This window comes from Blastococcus sp. SYSU DS0616, from assembly GCF_054051015.1.
The window spans coordinates 174,730-191,869 of sequence record NZ_JBJHAJ010000001.1 but is presented as its reverse complement, the minus strand read 5'-3'; the positions used below and the strand labels follow the sequence as shown (position 1 = coordinate 191,869).

Below are 17,140 nucleotides of genomic sequence, written 5' to 3'. Positions count from 1 at the left end.
ATCGCCGCCGGGCTCGGTGTCACGCGGGAAGCGGCGGGGCGCCGGCGAGCTCGGCGACGGGCGCGGACCACGCGTCGGGCGCCGTCCAGACGAAGCTGTGCGCGCCGGGGACGCTGCGGAACCGGCCGTCCCTTGCCCGGGAGCTGAGCTCGCGCGCCCAGGCCTCGGTGCAGAGGCGGTCGCGGTCGCCGTGGAGGACGAGCACGGGGCAGTCGACCCGCTGGATCGTGTCCTCCAGGCGGTCGGCGAGGTGGGCGGCCAGGGCGTGCCGGACCCGCCGCAGCCCGGCACGGCGCCGGTCGGGGGTGTGCTGGACGTCGAGCTCCGGAGGCTCGAGCTCGTGGTTGCGCCGCCAGGCGAGCAGGACCCGGCGCATGCTGCGGTAGGCCGGGTCGACGGTCGGGCTGGCGAGCACCAGCGCGCGCACCCGCCCGGGTTCGCGAGCCGCGACGTGGGCGGCGACCTGCGTGCCGCTGGAGTGCCCGACGAGCACCGGGTTCTCGGGCCCGCCGGCGGCGAGCCAGGAGGCGACCGCGTCGGCGTGCTCCACGACGTCCATCGGGTGCGGCGGCTCACCGCTACCGGAGAAGCCGGGCAGCTCGACGAGGTGCGCGCGGGTCCAGGTGCCGAGTGCCTCGACGGCGGGCTGCAGGTAGTTGGCGACGGCGAGGCCCGGGACGACGACGACCTCCGCGACACCGGGGCGAGCCGTGCCGGTCACGCGGCTGCGCAGCACGCCCCACGGGGTGGGGCGGTGCTGCAGCTCGACGGCCGGCGGCACGGTCTACCGGGAACGGCGGTCGGCGGTCATGGTCGGGACGCTAACGGCGGAGCGCCCGGCTCGCGCTGCGGGCGGGGCGCGGCGCTGGTTGAGTGGCCGGTGGCGGTGAGCCGACGCCGTCTGTCCTCGTACCTGGGAGTTCGCGATGTTCAGGAAGAAGACCGCAGCGGAAACCTCGAAGAGGTCGATGGCGCAGGCGCTGGGCGCCGTCGGGGCGGCGTTCGGGGCGATGAGCGTCCTGGCGCCGCGGGCGGTGGCGAACAGCTACGGCGTGCCGGTGACGCCGTCGGGCCTGCAGCTGCAGCGGCTGTTCGGCAGCCGGGCGCTGGTGGTCTCCGCGCTGGCGCTGACCGCGAAGACCGACGAGGAGGTCGACCGCGGGCTGGCCGCCGTGGCGGCGATGAACCTGCTCGACACGCTGACTGCGCTCGCGGCGGCGGGCCAGGCGGGTGGCCGGACCACGACGCGGGCGATCACCAGCTCGCTGGCCTACGGCGCGGCGGCGCTGTGGATCCGCTCGCTGAAGGACTGACCCACCCCGCCACCTACCGCCGGTCGCGGGGGCAGCCGCTGCCGTAGATCCCTCCTTCGAGCTATCCAGCACCGTCCGGTGCGCGCCGAGGTCCTCCAGGAAGAGGTCTCGACGACGGATCGGGTGACGCATGAGGGACACGGCAGGCCGACCGGCCGGCAGGGGGTACCGCGGGATCGCGGTCCTGGCGGCCGCGGCACTGGGATTCGGGGGCACGGCCGTCATCGGCACGCTCGCCTCCGCGGCACCGGCGGTGCCGGTCCTTGAGGACTTCGGCCCGGCCGGCGACGGGCTCACCCGCCTCGTCGTCACGCTGGACGGCGGGGTCACCGCCGAGCAGGTGGCGCTGCTGGACGCCCACCCGGCGATCGCGTCGGCGCAGTCGCTGTTCGACGGCTCCGCGCTGGTCGCCGGGAAGGACCTCGTCCCCTCCGTCGTCACCGACCTGCTGGCCGGCGCGCAGGTGACGCTCTCCGAGCCCGGCGAGGTCTTCGGCGAGTCCGTCTCCGACCCGTACTGGGGCACCTACGGCTGGAACCTCAGCAACACCGGCTCGAACTTCCACGGGCAGAGCGGGGTGGCCGAAGCCGACGTCTCCGCGCCGGAGGGCTGGCGGGCCGGCACGGGCCGGGGGCTCACGGTCGCCGTCCTCGACAGCGGGTTCGCGGCCGGCCACCCCGATCTGCAGGGCGCGCTGTGGACCAACCCCGACCAGCCCTGCGGCACCGGTGACACCGACGCCAACGGCAAGCCGGGCGACTGCCACGGCTGGAACTTCTACACGAACTCCGCCGATGTCACGAACGCCGGGCTGGACAACTCGCACGGCACCACGGTGGCCGGAGCCGTCGGCGCCCGCGCCGGGAACGGCCAGGGCACCGCGGGTGTGGCGCCGGACGTCTCGATCATGCCGCTGGTCATCGGCGCCGGGCGGAGCGTCGACCTCTACCTCGGCGCGCAGGCGATCCGCTACGCGGCGGACAACGGCGCCGACGTCATCAACGCCTCCTGGGGCGGCCCCGGGGGCGCGGCGATCCTGACCGAGGCGATCGACTACGCCAACAGCAGGGGCGTCGTCGTCGTGGTGGCGGCCGGCAACGACAGCGCCAACCGCGACACCTCGCCGGTGTACCCGGCGAGCATCAACCGGCCCAACGTCATCACCGTGGGCGCCAGCACGGCCGCCGACACGGTCAGCGACTTCTCCGCCTACGGGGCGGGCACGGTGGAGCTGTTCGCCCCCGGGACGCTCGTGTTCTCCACGACGCCCGACGGCTGGTACAAGCTCGTGAGCGGCACCTCGATCGCGGCGCCGCAGGTGGCCGCGGCAGCAGCGCTCTACAAGGGGCTGGACCGCGAGGCGTCCGCACCCGAGGTGGTGCAGCGGCTGCTGGCCGACGTCGAGCCCCTGCCGGCCTTTGCCGGCAGGTCGGTGACCGGCGGCCGGCTGTCGCTGACGAAGTTCGGGGAGACGGCGGCGCCGGTGCGGTACCGCTTCACGAACATGACCGCGATGGCCGGGACGGTGACCCCGCAGGTCGTCGCCAGCGGTTCGGTGCCGGGCGGTGCCTACGAGGCGCGGATCTCGCTGGGCATGGAGCACGGCGGCGACGTCCTGGCGCTGACGCAGCACGCGATCACGTTGAACGGCCAGACGGCGACGACCGACGACGCCGGCGAGGCGCGCTTCTCCCTGGGCACCCGGGAGGGTCTGGGCTCGCTGGTGCTGACGCCGAGCACCGAGCTGCAGGACGGCCGGTACGTGCTGGTGGTCCAGCTGGCCAAGGACGGCGAGGCGCTCGGCATGGCCTACGCCGCCCCGCTGCTGGTCGGCGAGGAGGCGCAGCGCAGCGCCGACCCGGCGCCCGAGCCGTCCCCGGGGACGCCGGTTCCGCCGTCCGGCGGGAGCACGCCGGCGCCGTCGGTCGGCAGCCCGGCGCCCGGCGGCTCGGCTCCTGCGCCGGGGACCTCCCCGACGCCGGCTCCCACGTACCCGACCGCTCCGGCGCCGTCGTCGCCGGGCGCTCCGGCGCCGTCGGCACCGGCTCCGTCCGTCGGCGCACCGGCGCCCGGTGGTTCGGCTCCTGCGCCGGGGACCTCGCCGACGCCGGCCCCCGCCCCGTCGTCGCCCGTGGTGGACGGCGGCCGGACGCCGGACGGTGGCAGCACCGCGCCGACCACGCCGCGTCCCGGCAGCGAGACGCCGTCGTCGCCGGCCCCCTCGGCCCCGGCACCGTCGGCCCCTGCTCCGTCATCGCCGGCTCCCTCGGCTCCTGCTCCTGCGCCGGCGGCACCCCAGCCGGCCACGGGCGGGGAGAAGCAGTACCCGTCGGTGGGGGCGTACCGGATCACCTCGATCTCGCCGTCGGTGGTGAGCGCGTCCGGTGGCACCCGGGTGCGGATCAGCGGTTCGGGCTTCCAGTCCGGGGTGCTGGTGCGCGTGGGGAGCAGTACGGGGGTGCGGATCGTCGGCCTCAGCGGCACGGAGATCGTCTTCGAGTCGCCCACGCTGGTGGCGGGCGTCTACGACGTCCACGTCTTCGCGCCGGACCGCTCGTCGACGGTGCTCGGCGGCGGGCTGACCCTGGTGACGGCGACCTCGTCGCCGGCCCCCACGGCGCCCACCCCGACGGCGCCCACCCCGACGGCGCCCGCGCCGTCGGCCCCGGGCACCGAGCCGGGGGTGGCCGCACCGGGCGGCACCCCGCCGGCCGGTGGGTCCGACGGCACGGTCCGCGGCCCGCGCGGGGAGCGGCTCCTGCCGTCCGCCCGGTTCAGCGCGCTGGCCCGCTCGATCTGGACCGTCGACTGCAGCAGCGGTTGCGGCGGGTTGAGCATCTGAGGTGAGCGACGGCAGCCCCGCGACGACTCCGGTCGTGGCGGGGCTGCCGCGTTCCCGGTGCCGGTCCTCGGCGTCACAGCATCCGGGCCCAGTCGTCGGCCAGGCTCATGCCATAGCGGTGCCCGGCGCCGGGCGGGTGGTCGAGGGCCGTGACCAGACCGGCGGTCACCTGCCAGAACGTCACCGCCGGCAGCCACGGCAGGTCACCGCGCGGGGCCAGCACCAGGCCGGGGTGCCATTCCGGGACGGGGTCGTCGTCGTTGCGGACGTCGGTGCACCCGGGGACCGGGGACGAGCCCGCCGATCCCGGCCGCCCGGCCAGCAGGCAGCCGTCGACGCCGCCGACCTCGGTCACCGCCGCGGCCGCGGCGGTCGCACCCAGGCTCTCCCCGAAGATCAGCAGCCGCGGTCGCTCGCCGGCGGGCAGGGTCGTCAGCTGGGCCCGGACCGCATCCAGGAGGGCCGTCGCCGACCGCTCCGCCCGGTCGGTGCCGAGCAGGTACTCCACCCAGCTCGGGCGCTGCGCGTACTGCACGGTCGCGGTCGCGAGGTCCCCGCCGGTCAGCTCCTCCAGCGCGGCGATCGCCTCCTCGTCCACCCAGCCCGATCCCGTGGGGACGGCGATCACCACCGTCGAGCGCGTCAGCCCGCCGGCGCCGACCAGCTCCTCGACGGCCAGCCGGGCCCGCGTCTCGTCGGTCGGCGCGTCGGCCAGGTCGATCCGCACGCGGACGGGTGTTCCGGCCGGCACGTCGGGCGCCGACGCGACGACCGGCACCCAGGCGGGCGCCGCGGCAGGTGCGGGCGGGGGCGCTGCCCCGCACCCGGCGAGCACGAGCACCGCCGCCATGCCCACGGCCAGGCGGGCCGACCGCACCCGCCCGTGGAGCACGTTCCGCACCCCCTCGACGACGGCGCCGACCAGCCGCGCCGCGCACCACCACGTCGCCGCGGTCAGCAGGCCGGCCAGCAGCCGCACCCACAGCGGCGGTTCCAGCAACCACGGGGTGACGACGCAGACGATGCCGGCCGAGGTGGCGACCACCGTCGCCACGGGATGCCGCCTCACGCCGTCGCCCCGTCCCGTGCCCCGGTCACCACGCCGGCGATCGCGGCGAGCACCGCCGAGCCCGGGTGGAAGTAGCCGTCGTGCCGCCGGACGTCGTCGGCCGGGATCAGCCGCGCCCCGAACTCCGGTGCCGCAGGGTCCGTACCGTGCCCGAGGTCGCCGACCGCCAGGTGCGGCACGAACCGGATCCAGTCCTCGGCGCCGCGCGCGGCGAACACCCGCGCGGACGTGCGCAGCCCGGTGACGTCGCGCGCCCGCGCGCCCGGGCTGGCGAGCAGCACCACGTCGTCGGCGGTCAGCTCCGGTGCCGCCAGCGCGACGACGACGGCGCCGTAGCTGTGCCCGATCACCGTGACGTGCGGCGCCGTCCCCGACCGGAACCGGAGTTCCGCGACGGCGTCGACCAGAGCCGGCGCGGCCGCCCGCGCGAGCCGGCCGGTCGCCGCGTCGACGCCCGGGCCCCGCGGTGACTCGTAGCCGACCCAGAGGACGACGGCGGTCCGCGGGCCGGCGGCCGATGCCAGCGACCGGGCCCAGCCCCACGGGCGGCGCAGCGGATCGGCGGGGTCGTGCAGGGTGGCCAGATCGGTGTCGGCGCCGGGCACGAGCACCGCGACGGAGTCCGCCGTGGCCGCGTCGCCGAGCGCGACCACCGCACGTCCGCGGCCGGCCGGGTCGCAGCCGAGCACGCGCACCGCGGCGTGGGAACCGGCGGTGAGGCGAGCGGACAGCTCGTCGGCGCAGCGGCGGTCGAGGCCGACCGGGGACCCACCGGAGGAGGCCCGCGGTTGGGCGAGCAGCGACAAGCTGCCGACCAGGGACAACAGCCCCACGAGGAGGGCGAACAGCGGGGTGCGCATGCCGTCCGATCGAAGCTTCGCGAGCGAGCGCCGTCGTCACGCTGCGGAGCCGTCCTGGCGCGCTACCGGCGTCCGACGCCGGCGGTGCGTGCTACTCCGGTAAGGGGCGCACCTGCCCTTCCGGAGGGACGCGGGAGGGCGTTCTCCGTGGCTAGGCTCGCAGCGCGATGAAGCCGACCACCCTGCGCCGCATGACCGCCACCGGCGCCTCCGGCGCGTGGTCGGCGGTGCTCGCGGCGGTCCGGCCGGAGCAGCCGGCGTGGACGGCGCCGTGGTCGAGGCTCCCGCGGGCGGGCACGGTCGGTGCCGTGCTGTTCGGCCTGTACGGGCTGGTCGTGGCCATCGCGGTCTCGAGCGCGGTGCTCAACGAACGCGGCGGGCTGCTCGGCGGGGTGGCGTTCCTCTACCTGCTGCCGGCGGCCCTCGGGCTCGCCGTCGCACCCCGTCGCCCGCTCGACGGGTGGCTGGCCGTCACCTGCTGGCTCGTCGTCCTGCGGTTGCTCATCCCGGCGTCGCCGGAGCGGCTGCCGGTGGTGGAGGTCTGGCACTGGCTGTTCTGGCTGCCGGTGCTGCTGCTCGCCGCGTGGGCCGCCCGCGGTCGCGCGCTCCTCGGCGTCGCCCTGGTCTCGGTGGTCGCGCTGATCCTGTTCGGGATCGTCGACGCGGAGGCGGTGGACGCCGGGTCGTGGTCGACGGCGCTGGTGGGGGTGGCGGTCCCGCTGGTGCTCGGTGGCGCGCTCGGGGCCCGGCAGCGGGCCCGCGCGGCGCTGGCCGGCGAGCAGGAGCGGGCCGAGGAGGCGCTGGCGCGGCAGGGCGCGCTGGCCGAGCGGGCGCGCATCGCACGGGAGATGCACGACGTCGTCGCCCACCACATGTCGCTGATCGCGGTCCGCGCCGAGACCGCGCCGTACCGGCTCGACGAGGTGACACCGTCGGTGCGCACCGAGTTCGCCGAGGTGGCGACCGCGGCGCGGCAGTCGCTGGCGGAGATGCAGAACCTGCTCGGTGTGCTGCGCTCCGACGACGGCGCCGAGCGGGCGCCCCAGCCCGGCCTGGGCGACCTCGAGGAGCTGCTGCGCGCGGCGCGGGCCGCCGGCGCCGAGCTGCAGTGGGAGCTGCGCCTGCCGGAGGCGCCCGCGGCGCTGGGCCTGTCGGCGTACCGGATCGTCCAGCAGGCGCTGGCCAACGCCGCCCAGCACGCGCCGGGTGCACCCGTGCGGGTGCGCGTCGCCGGGGAGGGCGGCGTGCTGCGGATCGAGGTGGTCAACGGCCGGGGAACGGTGACGCCGGCCGCGTCGGGCGGGGGGAGCGGCCTGCCCGGCATGCGGGAGCGCGCTGCGGTGCACGGCGGCACGGTCGAGGCGGGCCCCACGGCCGACGGCGGCTTCCGCCTCGTCGCCGAGCTGCCGCTGGTCGCGGGGGTGGACGCGTGATCGGGGTGCTCGTCGTCGACGACCAGTCGATGGTGCGGGACGGGTTCGCCGCGCTGCTGAACGCACAGCCGGACATCGAGGTGCTCGGCACGGCCGGTGACGGGCAGGCCGGCGTGGAGCTGGCAACCGAGCTGACTGCCCGGGGGCGCGGTCCGGACGTCGTGCTCATGGACGTGCGGATGCCGCGGCTGGACGGCATCGAGGCGACCCGGGCACTGCTCGGCGGTGCGCTGGAGCCGGCGCCGCGCGTGCTGGTGCTGACCACGTTCGACCTCGACGACTACGTCTACGCGGCGCTGCGGGCGGGGGCGAGCGGCTTCCTGCTCAAGCACGCGCCGGCCGCGGAGCTGCTGCACGCCGTGCGGGTGGTGGCGGCGGGGGAGTCGCTGCTGGCGCCCGAGGTGACGCGCCGGCTGATCGCGCACTACCTGGCGACGGGCCCCGCGCCCGTCAACGACCGGCGGCCCGCGCAGCTGGAGGCGCTGACGCCACGGGAGACCGAGGTGCTGGCGCTGGTGGGCCGGGGCCTGTCGAACCGGGAGATCGCCGAGGCGCTGTTCGTGGTCGAGCAGACGGCGAAGACGCACGTCAGCCGCGTCTTCGCCAAGCTCGGCCTGCGCGACCGGGCCCAGGCCGTGGTGCTCGCCTACGAGACGGGGCTGGTCCGCCCGGGCGGGTGACCTCGGTGTGTCGCGCAGAGCGGCGTCGACATCCGCGAGGGCGGCCGGCGTGCTCGGTCCGCGCGCCGGCCGCCGTCCTCAGGCCATCTCGGGAACGCGCAGGTGGTAGATCACCAGCGGACCGTGCGCCGCTACCGGGGGTCGGTCCGATCCGATCGACGGTGACGCGGCGCGCGTCTCCGCCCTCGGCGCCGTGGCCTCGTCCTCGCCCCGCCTGCTGGTCCTCGCGGGAGAGCTACGCCGACGTCGGCCGGGACGGTTCCGGGGGGAGGTCGACGCCGCGGCAGTCGCGCAGGTAGGCGTCCCAGTCCCAGTCGGCCAGGAACTCGCGGGCGGCCCGTTCGCCGGCCGCGATCAGCCGGGCCCGCTCGGCCTCGTCGATGTCGAACTCGGTGAGGCCGGTGCCGATGGTGCCGATCGAGAAGGCCCGGCGGCGCACGCAGGGGGAGGCCAGGTAGGTGCGGTCCCGCCCGGTGACCGTGGTGGCGACCAGGGAATCCAGCAGCCGCAGCGGCGGCGGCAGGTGCCGGACGCCGAACACCGAGACGTCCTCGTCGGCGAGCGTGTCGCCCACCCCCACCCCGAAGGTCGGCCAGCGCGGCGTGGCGGCGTCGGTGCGGTCGAAGATCTCGATCGGGAAGTTGGACAGCACCCCGCCGTCCACCAGGGTCGACCTCCGCCCGGTGCGCGGGTCCCGCAGGCTCCGGGGCGCGAAGAAGTACGGGATCGCCAGAGACGCGCGGACGGCATCGGCCACCGGCTGGCGGTCGGGATCCAGGCCGAACTGGCGGTAGTCCCAGGGGAGTCGCAGCAGCCGGCCCCGGGTGACGTCGGTCGCCGTCACCACGAGGCGGTAGCGCTGCCCCGGCTCCAGCGCGGGGTCGTCGCCGGGGTCCTCGCGGCGCAGGTCCCCGAAGGTCACGACGCCGAGGTCGGCCAGCTCCCGGCGCACCCACTCGGTGATGTAGCGGCCGGGGTGCAGCCCCGACCGGAGCAGCAGCCCCGCCGCCGGCGCCAGCAGGGGCACCGGCGCCCAGGAGTCCGGGATGCGGTCGTACTCCAGCCTGTCCTCTGCCGCCCGGATCCCGTCGGCGGAGAGTCCCGCGGCGAGGAATGCGGCCAGCACGGCGCCGGCCGAGGAGCCGGCCACCCGCTCGAACCGGTACCGGCCCAGCAGCTCGACGGCGGCGCCCGTGAGCGCGATGCCTTTGACGCCGCCGCCCTCGAGCACCAGGTCGGCCGGCAGGGGTCCCGGCGAGGTCATGCCTCACCGTAGGGCCGTCGCACCCCCGTCGGTGCTGCGGTCACGACCTGCCGCGCCGACGGGGTGGGAGAGCCTGGTCGCCGGGGCAGCGGGACGTCCGAACGAGCGTGCGCGCCGTCGGCTTTCGCTGCGGCCCGGACTCTCAGACCAGTTCGGGGACGCGCAGGTGGTGCAGGACGAGGTCGAACTCGGCGACGTCGGTGGCCGACATGCGCAGCCCGCGGCGGAACTCGTCGCGGATGTACGTGGCCCGCTGGCGGGAGGCCTCCATGGAGCGGCGGTCGGCGTAGACGGCGGTGAGGGCGTTGTCGCCGGTCTGCCGGTCGAGCATGAGGCTGAGGCTGCAGAAGCCGGGCATCTCGTCCATGCGCGGGATGAGGTCCGTGCGGAAGACCTCGAGGACGCGGTCCGTGGTGGCCGGGTCGACGCGGGACCAGGTGACCCGGGCGCAGGACTCGTCGCCTGCGGGGTGCAGCCGGTGCATCGCCACGATCTCCCACTCCCGCACCTCGGGTGCGGGAGCGCCGAATTGCTCCGTCGCCTCATCGCGCATCCGGAGGACCGCGTCGCGGGTCGCGGCCATCGCCTCCTCGCTCTCCCAGGCGGTGGTGACGATGCAGCGGCCGGAGCCCCGGTCGCACAGCATCGACAGCCCGACGTAGCCGTCCATGCCGCCCACGGCGGGCATGACGTCGTCGCGGACGCCGGCGATGCCGGCGTCCAGGCGGTTCGGGTCGGCGGCGATCGTGGTGCTGCGGGCGAACATGCGCCCTCCCTTCCGCGGACAGGCGCGGCGCCCGGCGATGTCGCCGCGCGAGTCATCGTTCTCGGCTGCCCGGCGCTGTCAACGGGTTCGCGCGCGGGGCCGTGCCGCGCCCGGCAGCGGGGAGGACCGCGACCGCCGGTGAGGCAGCCGGTCCCCGACTCGTCCGTCCGGGTGACGGCTGGGTCCGCTGGGGCGGGAGCGCGGCTTTCGTGTCGGTGGCGTCCGTTACTCCTTCGCCGAGGCAGGGGCGTCCGGCAGGCTGCCGGCGACGGGGACACGGGGAGGCACGGGGCGATGCAGCGACTCGACGGACGGCTGGTGCTGAGCCCGACCGATCTGACCCACCACCAGGAGTGCCGGCACCTGACCCGGCTGGACCTCGGTGTGGCCGTGGGGGAGTGGGCGGCGCCTGCTGAGGAGAGGCCGGAGGACGTGCAGTTCGTCTTCGACCGCGGCCTGGAGCACGAGCGGAAGTACCTGGCGTCGCTGGTCGCGGCCGGTCGGACGGTCACCGAGATCGCGGCCGCCTCCGGTGCCGACGGCCGTCGGGAGGCCGAGGCCGCGACGGTCGAGGCGATGCGCTCCGGCGTCGACGTCGTCTACCAGGGGACGTTCTTCGACGGCGCCTGGGGCGGGCAGGCCGACTTCCTGCTCCGCGTCGAGGCCCCGTCGTCCTTCGGCGGCTGGTCCTACGAGATCGCCGATACCAAGCTCGCGCGGAAGCTGAAGGTCGCCGCGCTGCTGCAGATGGCCACCTACGCCGAGCGGCTCACCGTGCTGCAGGGGGTGGCGCCGGCGCGGATCTCCGTCGTCACCGGCGACGGCGAGTCGCGGCCGTGGCGGCTGGTCGACGTCGCCGCGTACACCCGCCGCGCCCGGGCCCGGCTGGAGGCGTTCACCGCCGCTCCGCCGCCGACCGCTCCCGCGCCGATCGCCTACTGCGACCAGTGCCGCTGGGCGGAGAAGTGCACGACCGAGCTGCGGGACGCCGACGACCTCGGCCTGGTCGCCTTCATGCGGGGCGACCACCGCGACGCCCTCCGCGCGGCCGGCATCTCGACGCTGGCGGCGCTGGCCACCGCGTCACCGGAGCAGCTCGCGGCGTCGGGCATCGGCGCCGACGCGCGCACCCGGCTGCAGCAGCAGGCGGCCGAGCAGCTGAAGGAGAGGAGAACGGGGGAGTCGTCGCGGACGCTGCTCGACCCGGTCGACGGCCTGGGGCTGCTCCGGCTGCCGCAGCCGAGCGCCGGCGACCTGTACCTCGACTTCGAGGGCGATCCCTGGTTCGAGGACGGCGCGGGCATCGAGTACCTCGCCGGGATCGGCGACCGGTCGGGCGGGTTCACCGCGCTGTGGGCACACGACCGCCCCGCCGAGAAGCAGCTGGTCGCCGACCTGGTCGACCGCATCGTCTCGGCGGTGCAGGCGGACCCGGCGATGCACGTCTACCACTACGCGCCCTACGAGGTGACCGCGCTCAAGAAGCTGACCGGCGGCTACGGCGTCCGCGAGGCGGAGCTGGACCAGCTGCTGCGCGAGGAGCGGTTCGTCGATCTCTATCCCGTCGTCCGGCAGTCGATGCGGATCAGCAAGGAGTCGTACTCGATCAAGAAGGTCGAGGCGTTCTACGGGCGGTCGCACGAGGGTGCGGTGGCCAGCGCGCTGGGCAGCGTCCTGGAGTACGAGGCCTGGCTGGAGGACGGCGACCAGGCGCGGCTGGACGGCATCGAGGCCTACAACAAGGACGACGTCGACTCGACCCGTGAGCTGCACGAGTGGCTGGAGCAGCAGCGCGCCGAGCTGGAGGCGCTGCACGGGCCGTTGTCGCGGCCGGCGGTCTCGGTGGTGGCGCCGGACGCGAAGGTGACCCAGGCGCAGGCCGACGAGCTGGAGCTGTCGGCGCGGCTGCACGACGCCGGGCACGAGCTGCTGGGTGACCTCGTCGGCTGGCACCGCCGCGAGGACCGGCCGGCCTGGTGGGAGGTCTACCGGCTGCAGGACCTCGACGCCGAGGAGCTGGTGGGGGACGGGACGGCGCTGGGCGGGCCGTCCTTCGTCCGGTATCTCGGGCCGGAGAAGAAGAGCTCGCTGTACGAGTACTCGTTCCCGGTGCAGGACACGAAGCTCTCCGCCGGCGATGACGCGCTCGACGTGGACACCGCGAAGCGGCTCGGCACGGTGGTGGAGCTCGACATCGCGACATGTCGACTCGTCTTCAAGACGACCGCGGCGGAGCCGCCGCGGCCGCGCGGGCTCGGTCCGGGGGGCCCGCTGAACACCGCGGGCCTACGCGCGGCCATCCAGGACACCGGCGAGGACGTGCTGGCCGGCCGGGAGTGCCTCGGCCAGGCGCTGGTCGAGCGTCGCGTTCCCGCGGGAACGCGGCTCCGTGAGGGCGAGACGACGACCGACGCGATCGTGCGCCTCGGCCTGGCGCTGAACCGCGAGGTGCTGGCCATCCAGGGGCCGCCGGGCAGCGGGAAGACGACGGCCGCCGCCGCGCTGATCCGGGAGCTGCTGGACGCGGGGAAGAAGGTGGGCGTCACGGCGACGTCCCACGCGGTCATCGGCAACCTGCTGAAGGCGGTGGGGCGGCCGGCGCTGCAGAAGTGCGAGCAGCACCAGCACTGCGGCGCGGACGGTGTGGCGTGGTCTGCGGACAACGGCTTCGTGGCGCGGGCGCTGGCGGACGGCGACGCGCGGCTGGTCGGCGGGACGGCGTGGTTCTGGACCCGGAGCGACGTGGCGGAGGCCGTGGACGTCCTGGTGGTCGACGAGGCCGGGCAGTTCTCGCTGGCCAACGCCGTCGCGGTGGCGCGGGGCGCGAAGTCGTTGGTGCTGCTGGGCGACCCGCAGCAGCTGGCCCAGCCCACCCAGGCGGTGCACCCGGGCGGCTCCGGCGCCTCGGCGCTCGAGCACCTGCTGGACGGGCACGCGACCATCCCGGCCGACCGCGGGGTGTTCCTCGACCGCTCGTACCGGATGCACCCGTCGCTGACCGCCTTCGTCTCGGACCTGGCCTACGAGGGCCGGCTGGAGGCGGCGGACGGCCGGGAGCGGGTGACGGTGCTGGGGGAGGGGGTGCTCTCCGGCAGCGGACTGCGGGTGCATCCGGTGGAGCACGTGCTGACGGCGGCGGACAAGTGCCAGCAGGAGGCGGACGCGGTTGCCCGGCTGTGGGGGTCGGTGCAGGGCTCGAGGTGGCGGAACCACCTGGGGGAGCAGGCGCCGATCGGGCAGGCGGACGTGCTGGTCGTGGCGCCGTACAACGCCCAGGTCGCGCTGATCAAGGCGGCGCTGCCGGACGGGGCGCGGGTCGGCACCGTGGACAAGTTCCAGGGGCAGGAGGCGCCGGTCGTGCTGTACTCGATGACGAGCACCAGTGCCGACGACGCACCGCGGGGCGTGTCGTTCCTCTACGACCTGAACCGGCTCAACGTGGCGGTGTCGCGGGCACAGGCGCTGGCCGTCGTGGTGCTGAGCCCGCTGCTGCTCGACGCGCCGGTGCGCACGCCGGAGCAGCTGCGGCGGGTCAATGCGCTGTGCCGGCTGGTGGAGTCGGCGACCGTTGTCTGATCCAGACTGCGGTGCGCGGGCCGGTGCGGCCCCGTGGTGTGATGCCAGTCAGGTGATGTGCGGGTCGGCGCTGGGGCCGGTCCGCTCGGCAGGAAGGTGGGCACGTGGCCGGTACCGGTGAGGTTCAGCTCGAGGTGGACGGCGGCGTCGCGATCGTGACGCTCAACGCCCCCGACCGGCGCAACGCGCTGACGCCCGGGATGGCCGACGAGCTCATCGCCACCTTCGACGAGGTGGACGCCAAGCCGGAGGTCGGCGCGCTGGTCATCCGAGGCGTCGGCAAGTCGTTCTGCGCGGGCGGCGACGTCGCGACGCTGACCTCGGCCGGCAAGGACCCGGCGGCCCCCGACGCCTACGAGGGCATGGGGAAGATCTACGACTCCTTCTACCGGCTGGGCCAGGTGAAGGTGCCGACGGTGGCGGCGGTGCGCGGGTCGGCGGTGGGTGCCGGCATGAACATGCTGCTGGCGACCGACCTGCGGATCATCGCGCGTGACGCACGGCTGCTGGCCGGCTTCCTCAAGCGCGGGATGCACCCGGGGGGCGGGCACTTCGTGATCCTGTCGCGCCTGATCGGCCGGGAGGCCGCGGCGGCGATGGCGCTGTTCGGCGAGGAGATCAACGGGGCGAAGGCCGTCGAGCTCGGACTGGCGTGGGACGCGCCCGAGGACGCCGCGGTCGAGAACCGGGCGCGCGAGCTAGCCGCTCGCGTGGCCGCCGACCCGGAGCTGGCACGGATCGCGGTGAGCAACTTCCGCAAGGAGGCTGTCACCGGCGCGATCCCGTGGGATGTCGCCATGCAGTCCGAGCGCCCGGCTCAGATGTGGTCGATGCGGCGGTCAGCGACCCGCTAACTCGTGCAACCTCACTCTGCAGGGCAACTGGGCTGACATGGCTAGTCGATGCCTTCGAGACGCCTGACGGCGTCGATGAGCGGGGTGAGGCGGAGCGATCCCTGGTCGGAAGGCTGGTACGAGCGTTCCAGTGCCTTGGCGTGGCGTTCGAATAGATTTGCTTGTTCGAGCACGTCCGCATCAGTGACGAGGAGCCTGACCGCCGCCACTGCTTCCGTCAGCTGGTCGACCTCCCGACCGAAGTTTGCGCTCGCCTCTGCTTCGCTGGCGCCACTCTCGAGATCGACCAGAGCTCGCTGCACCCTTCTGCCGGCCTTCACGACGTCCACCAGGGCGAGGTGTTGCTCCTGCCGGACGCGTTCACTTTGATCGCGAATGTAGTTCCGCTGGTCGCTTCGCCAGCTGAACGCTTGCTGTAGCCCGACGCCGGCGAGCGCTGCTGCACCGCCGATGAGCGCGTCCGTCCATGCCATGACGTGCTCCTTCAGGTCTTGAGTCGGTCGGCCAATGGTCAGTGGACACCGGGGTGCGTGCCCGCGGCCGTTGGGGTGGCTGCCGTGCCGTGAGGCGGGTGTTCAAGCTGTCGGTGAGGACATCGGAGACGGGCCGAGCCAGACGTCGCACAATGCGCGAGCCAGCGTCTCGGATCGCGCCTCGATGTCGGCTTCGGTCCATGCGTCGGGATGGTCGTCAACGACGTCCTTGCTGAGCGCCAGGAGGCTGTACTTGCTGACGAGTGAGCGCTTGCCTTTTCCCTTGTACTCGCCGGTCTCTTCGATCACGGCAGCAGCCTCTGCGTCGGTCCACGGCCGATGAGACAAGGTCCCATTAAGCTCAGGGGTGACCAGCGTCAAGTTGCCCAATGTGTTGACCAAGTGGTCGCGTTCGGCCGCTGCCTCCGGGGACAGTTTTGGTGTCGCGTCCCAATAGGTCCGCCAAGCTTGTGGCATCACATGTTCGATCTGGAGATTGGAGGGGAATGGCGCGTCCTCGTGCAGGCCGGTACGGAGCTGCCTCTCCAGCGCCTCCAGCACGACTCGCAATCGCGACTGTCGGACGGTGCCGTAGAGCCTTACCTTCTGGAGGCCGTCCACCACCTGCATATCGGTGGGCCAACGTCGAGTGTCGGAGTTCTGGCTTGCGAGGAAGCCATGGACGATGTCTCCGACCTTCGCTACGTCGACACCGTCCAGCGTGCCGAGTACGGCCACCATGAATCGGTTGACGTCCTTCATGGTGTATCGGAGGAGCGTTCGGCGGATGACCCAGCTCTCGAGGGCTCCGAGGGCCTTGGCAACCTGGTCAGCGGGAACGGCATGGTTCTCCGACAGCATCCAGAGCAGCACTGGTGTGGTCGATGCGAGCTCCAGCGATTCCACCACCCGCTTGTAGAAGCGTCCGCCGACCGTGTCGGTCGACAGTTGGGCGAATGTGCGGAACGTGTTGGCGTCTCGACGCAGTTCTCCCAGAAACGCCTCGGCGGAGTCGGCGCTGATCATCCGCGGCCGGGCGTACCTCGTGAACTCGCGGAACACCTGCTCGGTGATGACTTCGTCGCGCGTCCGCATCGTGAGCCAGTACTGCAGGAAGATGTCGATCCTCGACCGCAGATGGCGACCCTGCGAGATCTCCTCGCGCCACCACGTGTCATCGAAGTCCGACCAGAAGAGCTCCGGCCACTTCTCGACGTCTGCGTTCACCCCCTCACCGACCTGGAACACCCAATTCTTGATCAAGTCGGCCTTGAGCAGAGGCGTGCCGCGGTCGTTCAAAGTCTCGAAGATGACTTGGTCGTCGTCCTGAGCAGTCAAGTTGATAGCGACCAGGTACAGACGCGTCTGCATGACGTCCGCGAGTGCGCGCACTCGGGCCTTCTCGTCGCCGACTTCCTCCTCGCCCTCCGGTACAACGCCCAGCAGCCAGTCGTGGACTTCGCCGCGGAAGAACTGGTGCGCTTCGACTATTAGGTGATCATCGCCCCCCCAGGACCCGTGGTCATCAGTCATAGCGTGTTCGAAGGCGAGGCGGTCCGAACGGGCTGGCCACAGCTTGAAGCGCTCCGGTCTTCCGGCGAACCGCTTGGCCTTGTTGAGGATCAGCTCTTCGAGCGCTTCAGCCTCGTCCTCATGCCCTCGCGCGGATACTGCAGCGTGGACGGCGTCGAGCAGGATCTGCAGTGTCGTAGTGCGCTGCTGGCCGTCGATGACCGAGTGGCGAGTGACGTCGCCGGCGATCGCTGACTTGGCCTTGAAGACAACCGCTCCGAGGAAATGTCCGCCTGCGCGTTCGGAAGCTTCCTCGTCGTCTGCTGCGCGGACCACTTTCTCTGCGACCCTCTGGACGTCTGCCCACAGCGGCGCCCACTGGTTCTCCTCGGTCCAGACGTAGGGCCGTTGGAACGCCGGGATCTCGTAGTGAACGGTGGCCCCGAACAATTCGCGGGGATTGAGGGCGTCAGCTTTCACGATCTCTCGACTCCAAGG

General features: G+C 73.7%; 13 protein-coding genes. 6 read left to right on the top strand and 7 right to left on the bottom strand.

Translation table 11 applies throughout. The features are described 5' to 3' along the window. Positions 1-19 precede the first annotated feature (19 nt). A complete protein-coding gene (locus tag ACI79K_RS00950) occupies positions 20-781 on the bottom strand; it encodes an alpha/beta fold hydrolase (RefSeq protein WP_456598681.1) in 762 nt (253 codons plus the stop codon). 145 nt (positions 782-926) lie between these two features. Here ACI79K_RS00950 and ACI79K_RS00945 point away from each other — a divergent pair, with 145 nt between their 5' ends. Both ACI79K_RS00945 and ACI79K_RS00940 read left to right on the top strand, forming a co-directional pair. Continuing rightward, positions 927-1,313 carry a hypothetical protein gene (locus ACI79K_RS00945; protein WP_456598680.1) on the top strand — a complete coding sequence of 129 codons (387 nt, stop codon included), beginning with the start codon at positions 927-929 and terminating at the stop codon, positions 1,311-1,313. 130 nt (positions 1,314-1,443) lie between these two features. Continuing rightward, complete coding sequence (locus ACI79K_RS00940) at positions 1,444-4,155, top strand: S8 family serine peptidase (RefSeq protein ID WP_456598679.1); 2,712 nt, start codon at positions 1,444-1,446, stop codon at positions 4,153-4,155. Positions 4,156-4,228: 73 nt separating this feature from the next. On the opposite strand, the gene ACI79K_RS00935 is transcribed toward ACI79K_RS00940, so the two are convergent. Together ACI79K_RS00935 and ACI79K_RS00930 are read right to left on the bottom strand one after the other, a co-directional pair. Beyond that, positions 4,229-5,209 carry an alpha/beta-hydrolase family protein gene (locus tag ACI79K_RS00935; protein ID WP_456598678.1) on the bottom strand — a complete coding sequence of 327 codons (981 nt, stop codon included), beginning with the start codon at positions 5,207-5,209 and terminating at the stop codon, positions 4,229-4,231. Between the two features lie 11 nt (positions 5,210-5,220). Continuing rightward, positions 5,221-6,084 (bottom strand): alpha/beta hydrolase, encoded by an 864-nt coding sequence (locus ACI79K_RS00930; RefSeq protein WP_456598677.1) that lies wholly within the window; start codon positions 6,082-6,084, stop codon positions 5,221-5,223. A 167-nt stretch (positions 6,085-6,251) separates the two neighbouring features. Between ACI79K_RS00930 and ACI79K_RS00925 the strand changes: the two genes are divergently transcribed. Beyond that, positions 6,252-7,517 carry a histidine kinase gene (locus ACI79K_RS00925; RefSeq protein ID WP_456598676.1) on the top strand — a complete coding sequence of 422 codons (1,266 nt, stop codon included), beginning with the start codon at positions 6,252-6,254 and terminating at the stop codon, positions 7,515-7,517. After that, the gene (locus ACI79K_RS00920) at positions 7,514-8,197 is read left to right on the top strand and encodes a response regulator (RefSeq protein ID WP_456598675.1); all 684 of its coding nucleotides are present in this window, start codon (positions 7,514-7,516) and stop codon (positions 8,195-8,197) included. Before ACI79K_RS00925 ends, ACI79K_RS00920 begins: the two co-directional genes overlap by 4 nt. Positions 8,198-8,432: 235 nt before the next feature. On the opposite strand, the gene ACI79K_RS00915 is transcribed toward ACI79K_RS00920, so the two are convergent. Both ACI79K_RS00915 and ACI79K_RS00910 read right to left on the bottom strand, forming a co-directional pair. Further along, positions 8,433-9,461, bottom strand: a complete 1,029-nt coding sequence (locus ACI79K_RS00915; protein WP_456598674.1) for a patatin-like phospholipase family protein — start codon at positions 9,459-9,461, stop codon at positions 8,433-8,435. A 142-nt stretch (positions 9,462-9,603) separates the two neighbouring features. After that, positions 9,604-10,227: a hypothetical protein gene (locus tag ACI79K_RS00910; RefSeq protein WP_456598673.1), complete on the bottom strand. Its 624-nt coding sequence runs from the start codon at positions 10,225-10,227 to the stop codon at positions 9,604-9,606. A 294-nt stretch (positions 10,228-10,521) separates the two neighbouring features. On the opposite strand from ACI79K_RS00910, the gene ACI79K_RS00905 reads away from it, so the two are divergent. Both ACI79K_RS00905 and ACI79K_RS00900 read left to right on the top strand, forming a co-directional pair. After that, on the top strand, positions 10,522-13,803 hold the full coding sequence (locus tag ACI79K_RS00905) for a TM0106 family RecB-like putative nuclease (RefSeq protein ID WP_456598672.1): 3,282 nt from the start codon (positions 10,522-10,524) through the stop codon (positions 13,801-13,803). Positions 13,804-13,907: 104 nt separating this feature from the next. Next, a complete protein-coding gene (locus ACI79K_RS00900) occupies positions 13,908-14,657 on the top strand; it encodes an enoyl-CoA hydratase/isomerase family protein (RefSeq protein ID WP_456598671.1) in 750 nt (249 codons plus the stop codon). A gap of 41 nt (positions 14,658-14,698) precedes the next feature. Here the strand turns inward: ACI79K_RS00900 and ACI79K_RS00895 are convergent, their stop codons facing one another. Together ACI79K_RS00895 and ACI79K_RS00890 are read right to left on the bottom strand one after the other, a co-directional pair. Beyond that, positions 14,699-15,130, bottom strand: coding sequence for a hypothetical protein (locus tag ACI79K_RS00895; RefSeq protein WP_456598670.1), 432 nt, complete (start codon positions 15,128-15,130; stop codon positions 14,699-14,701). A gap of 102 nt (positions 15,131-15,232) precedes the next feature. After that, positions 15,233-17,122, bottom strand: a complete 1,890-nt coding sequence (locus tag ACI79K_RS00890; RefSeq protein ID WP_456598669.1) for a DUF262 domain-containing protein — start codon at positions 17,120-17,122, stop codon at positions 15,233-15,235. Positions 17,123-17,140: the final 18 nt, after the last annotated feature.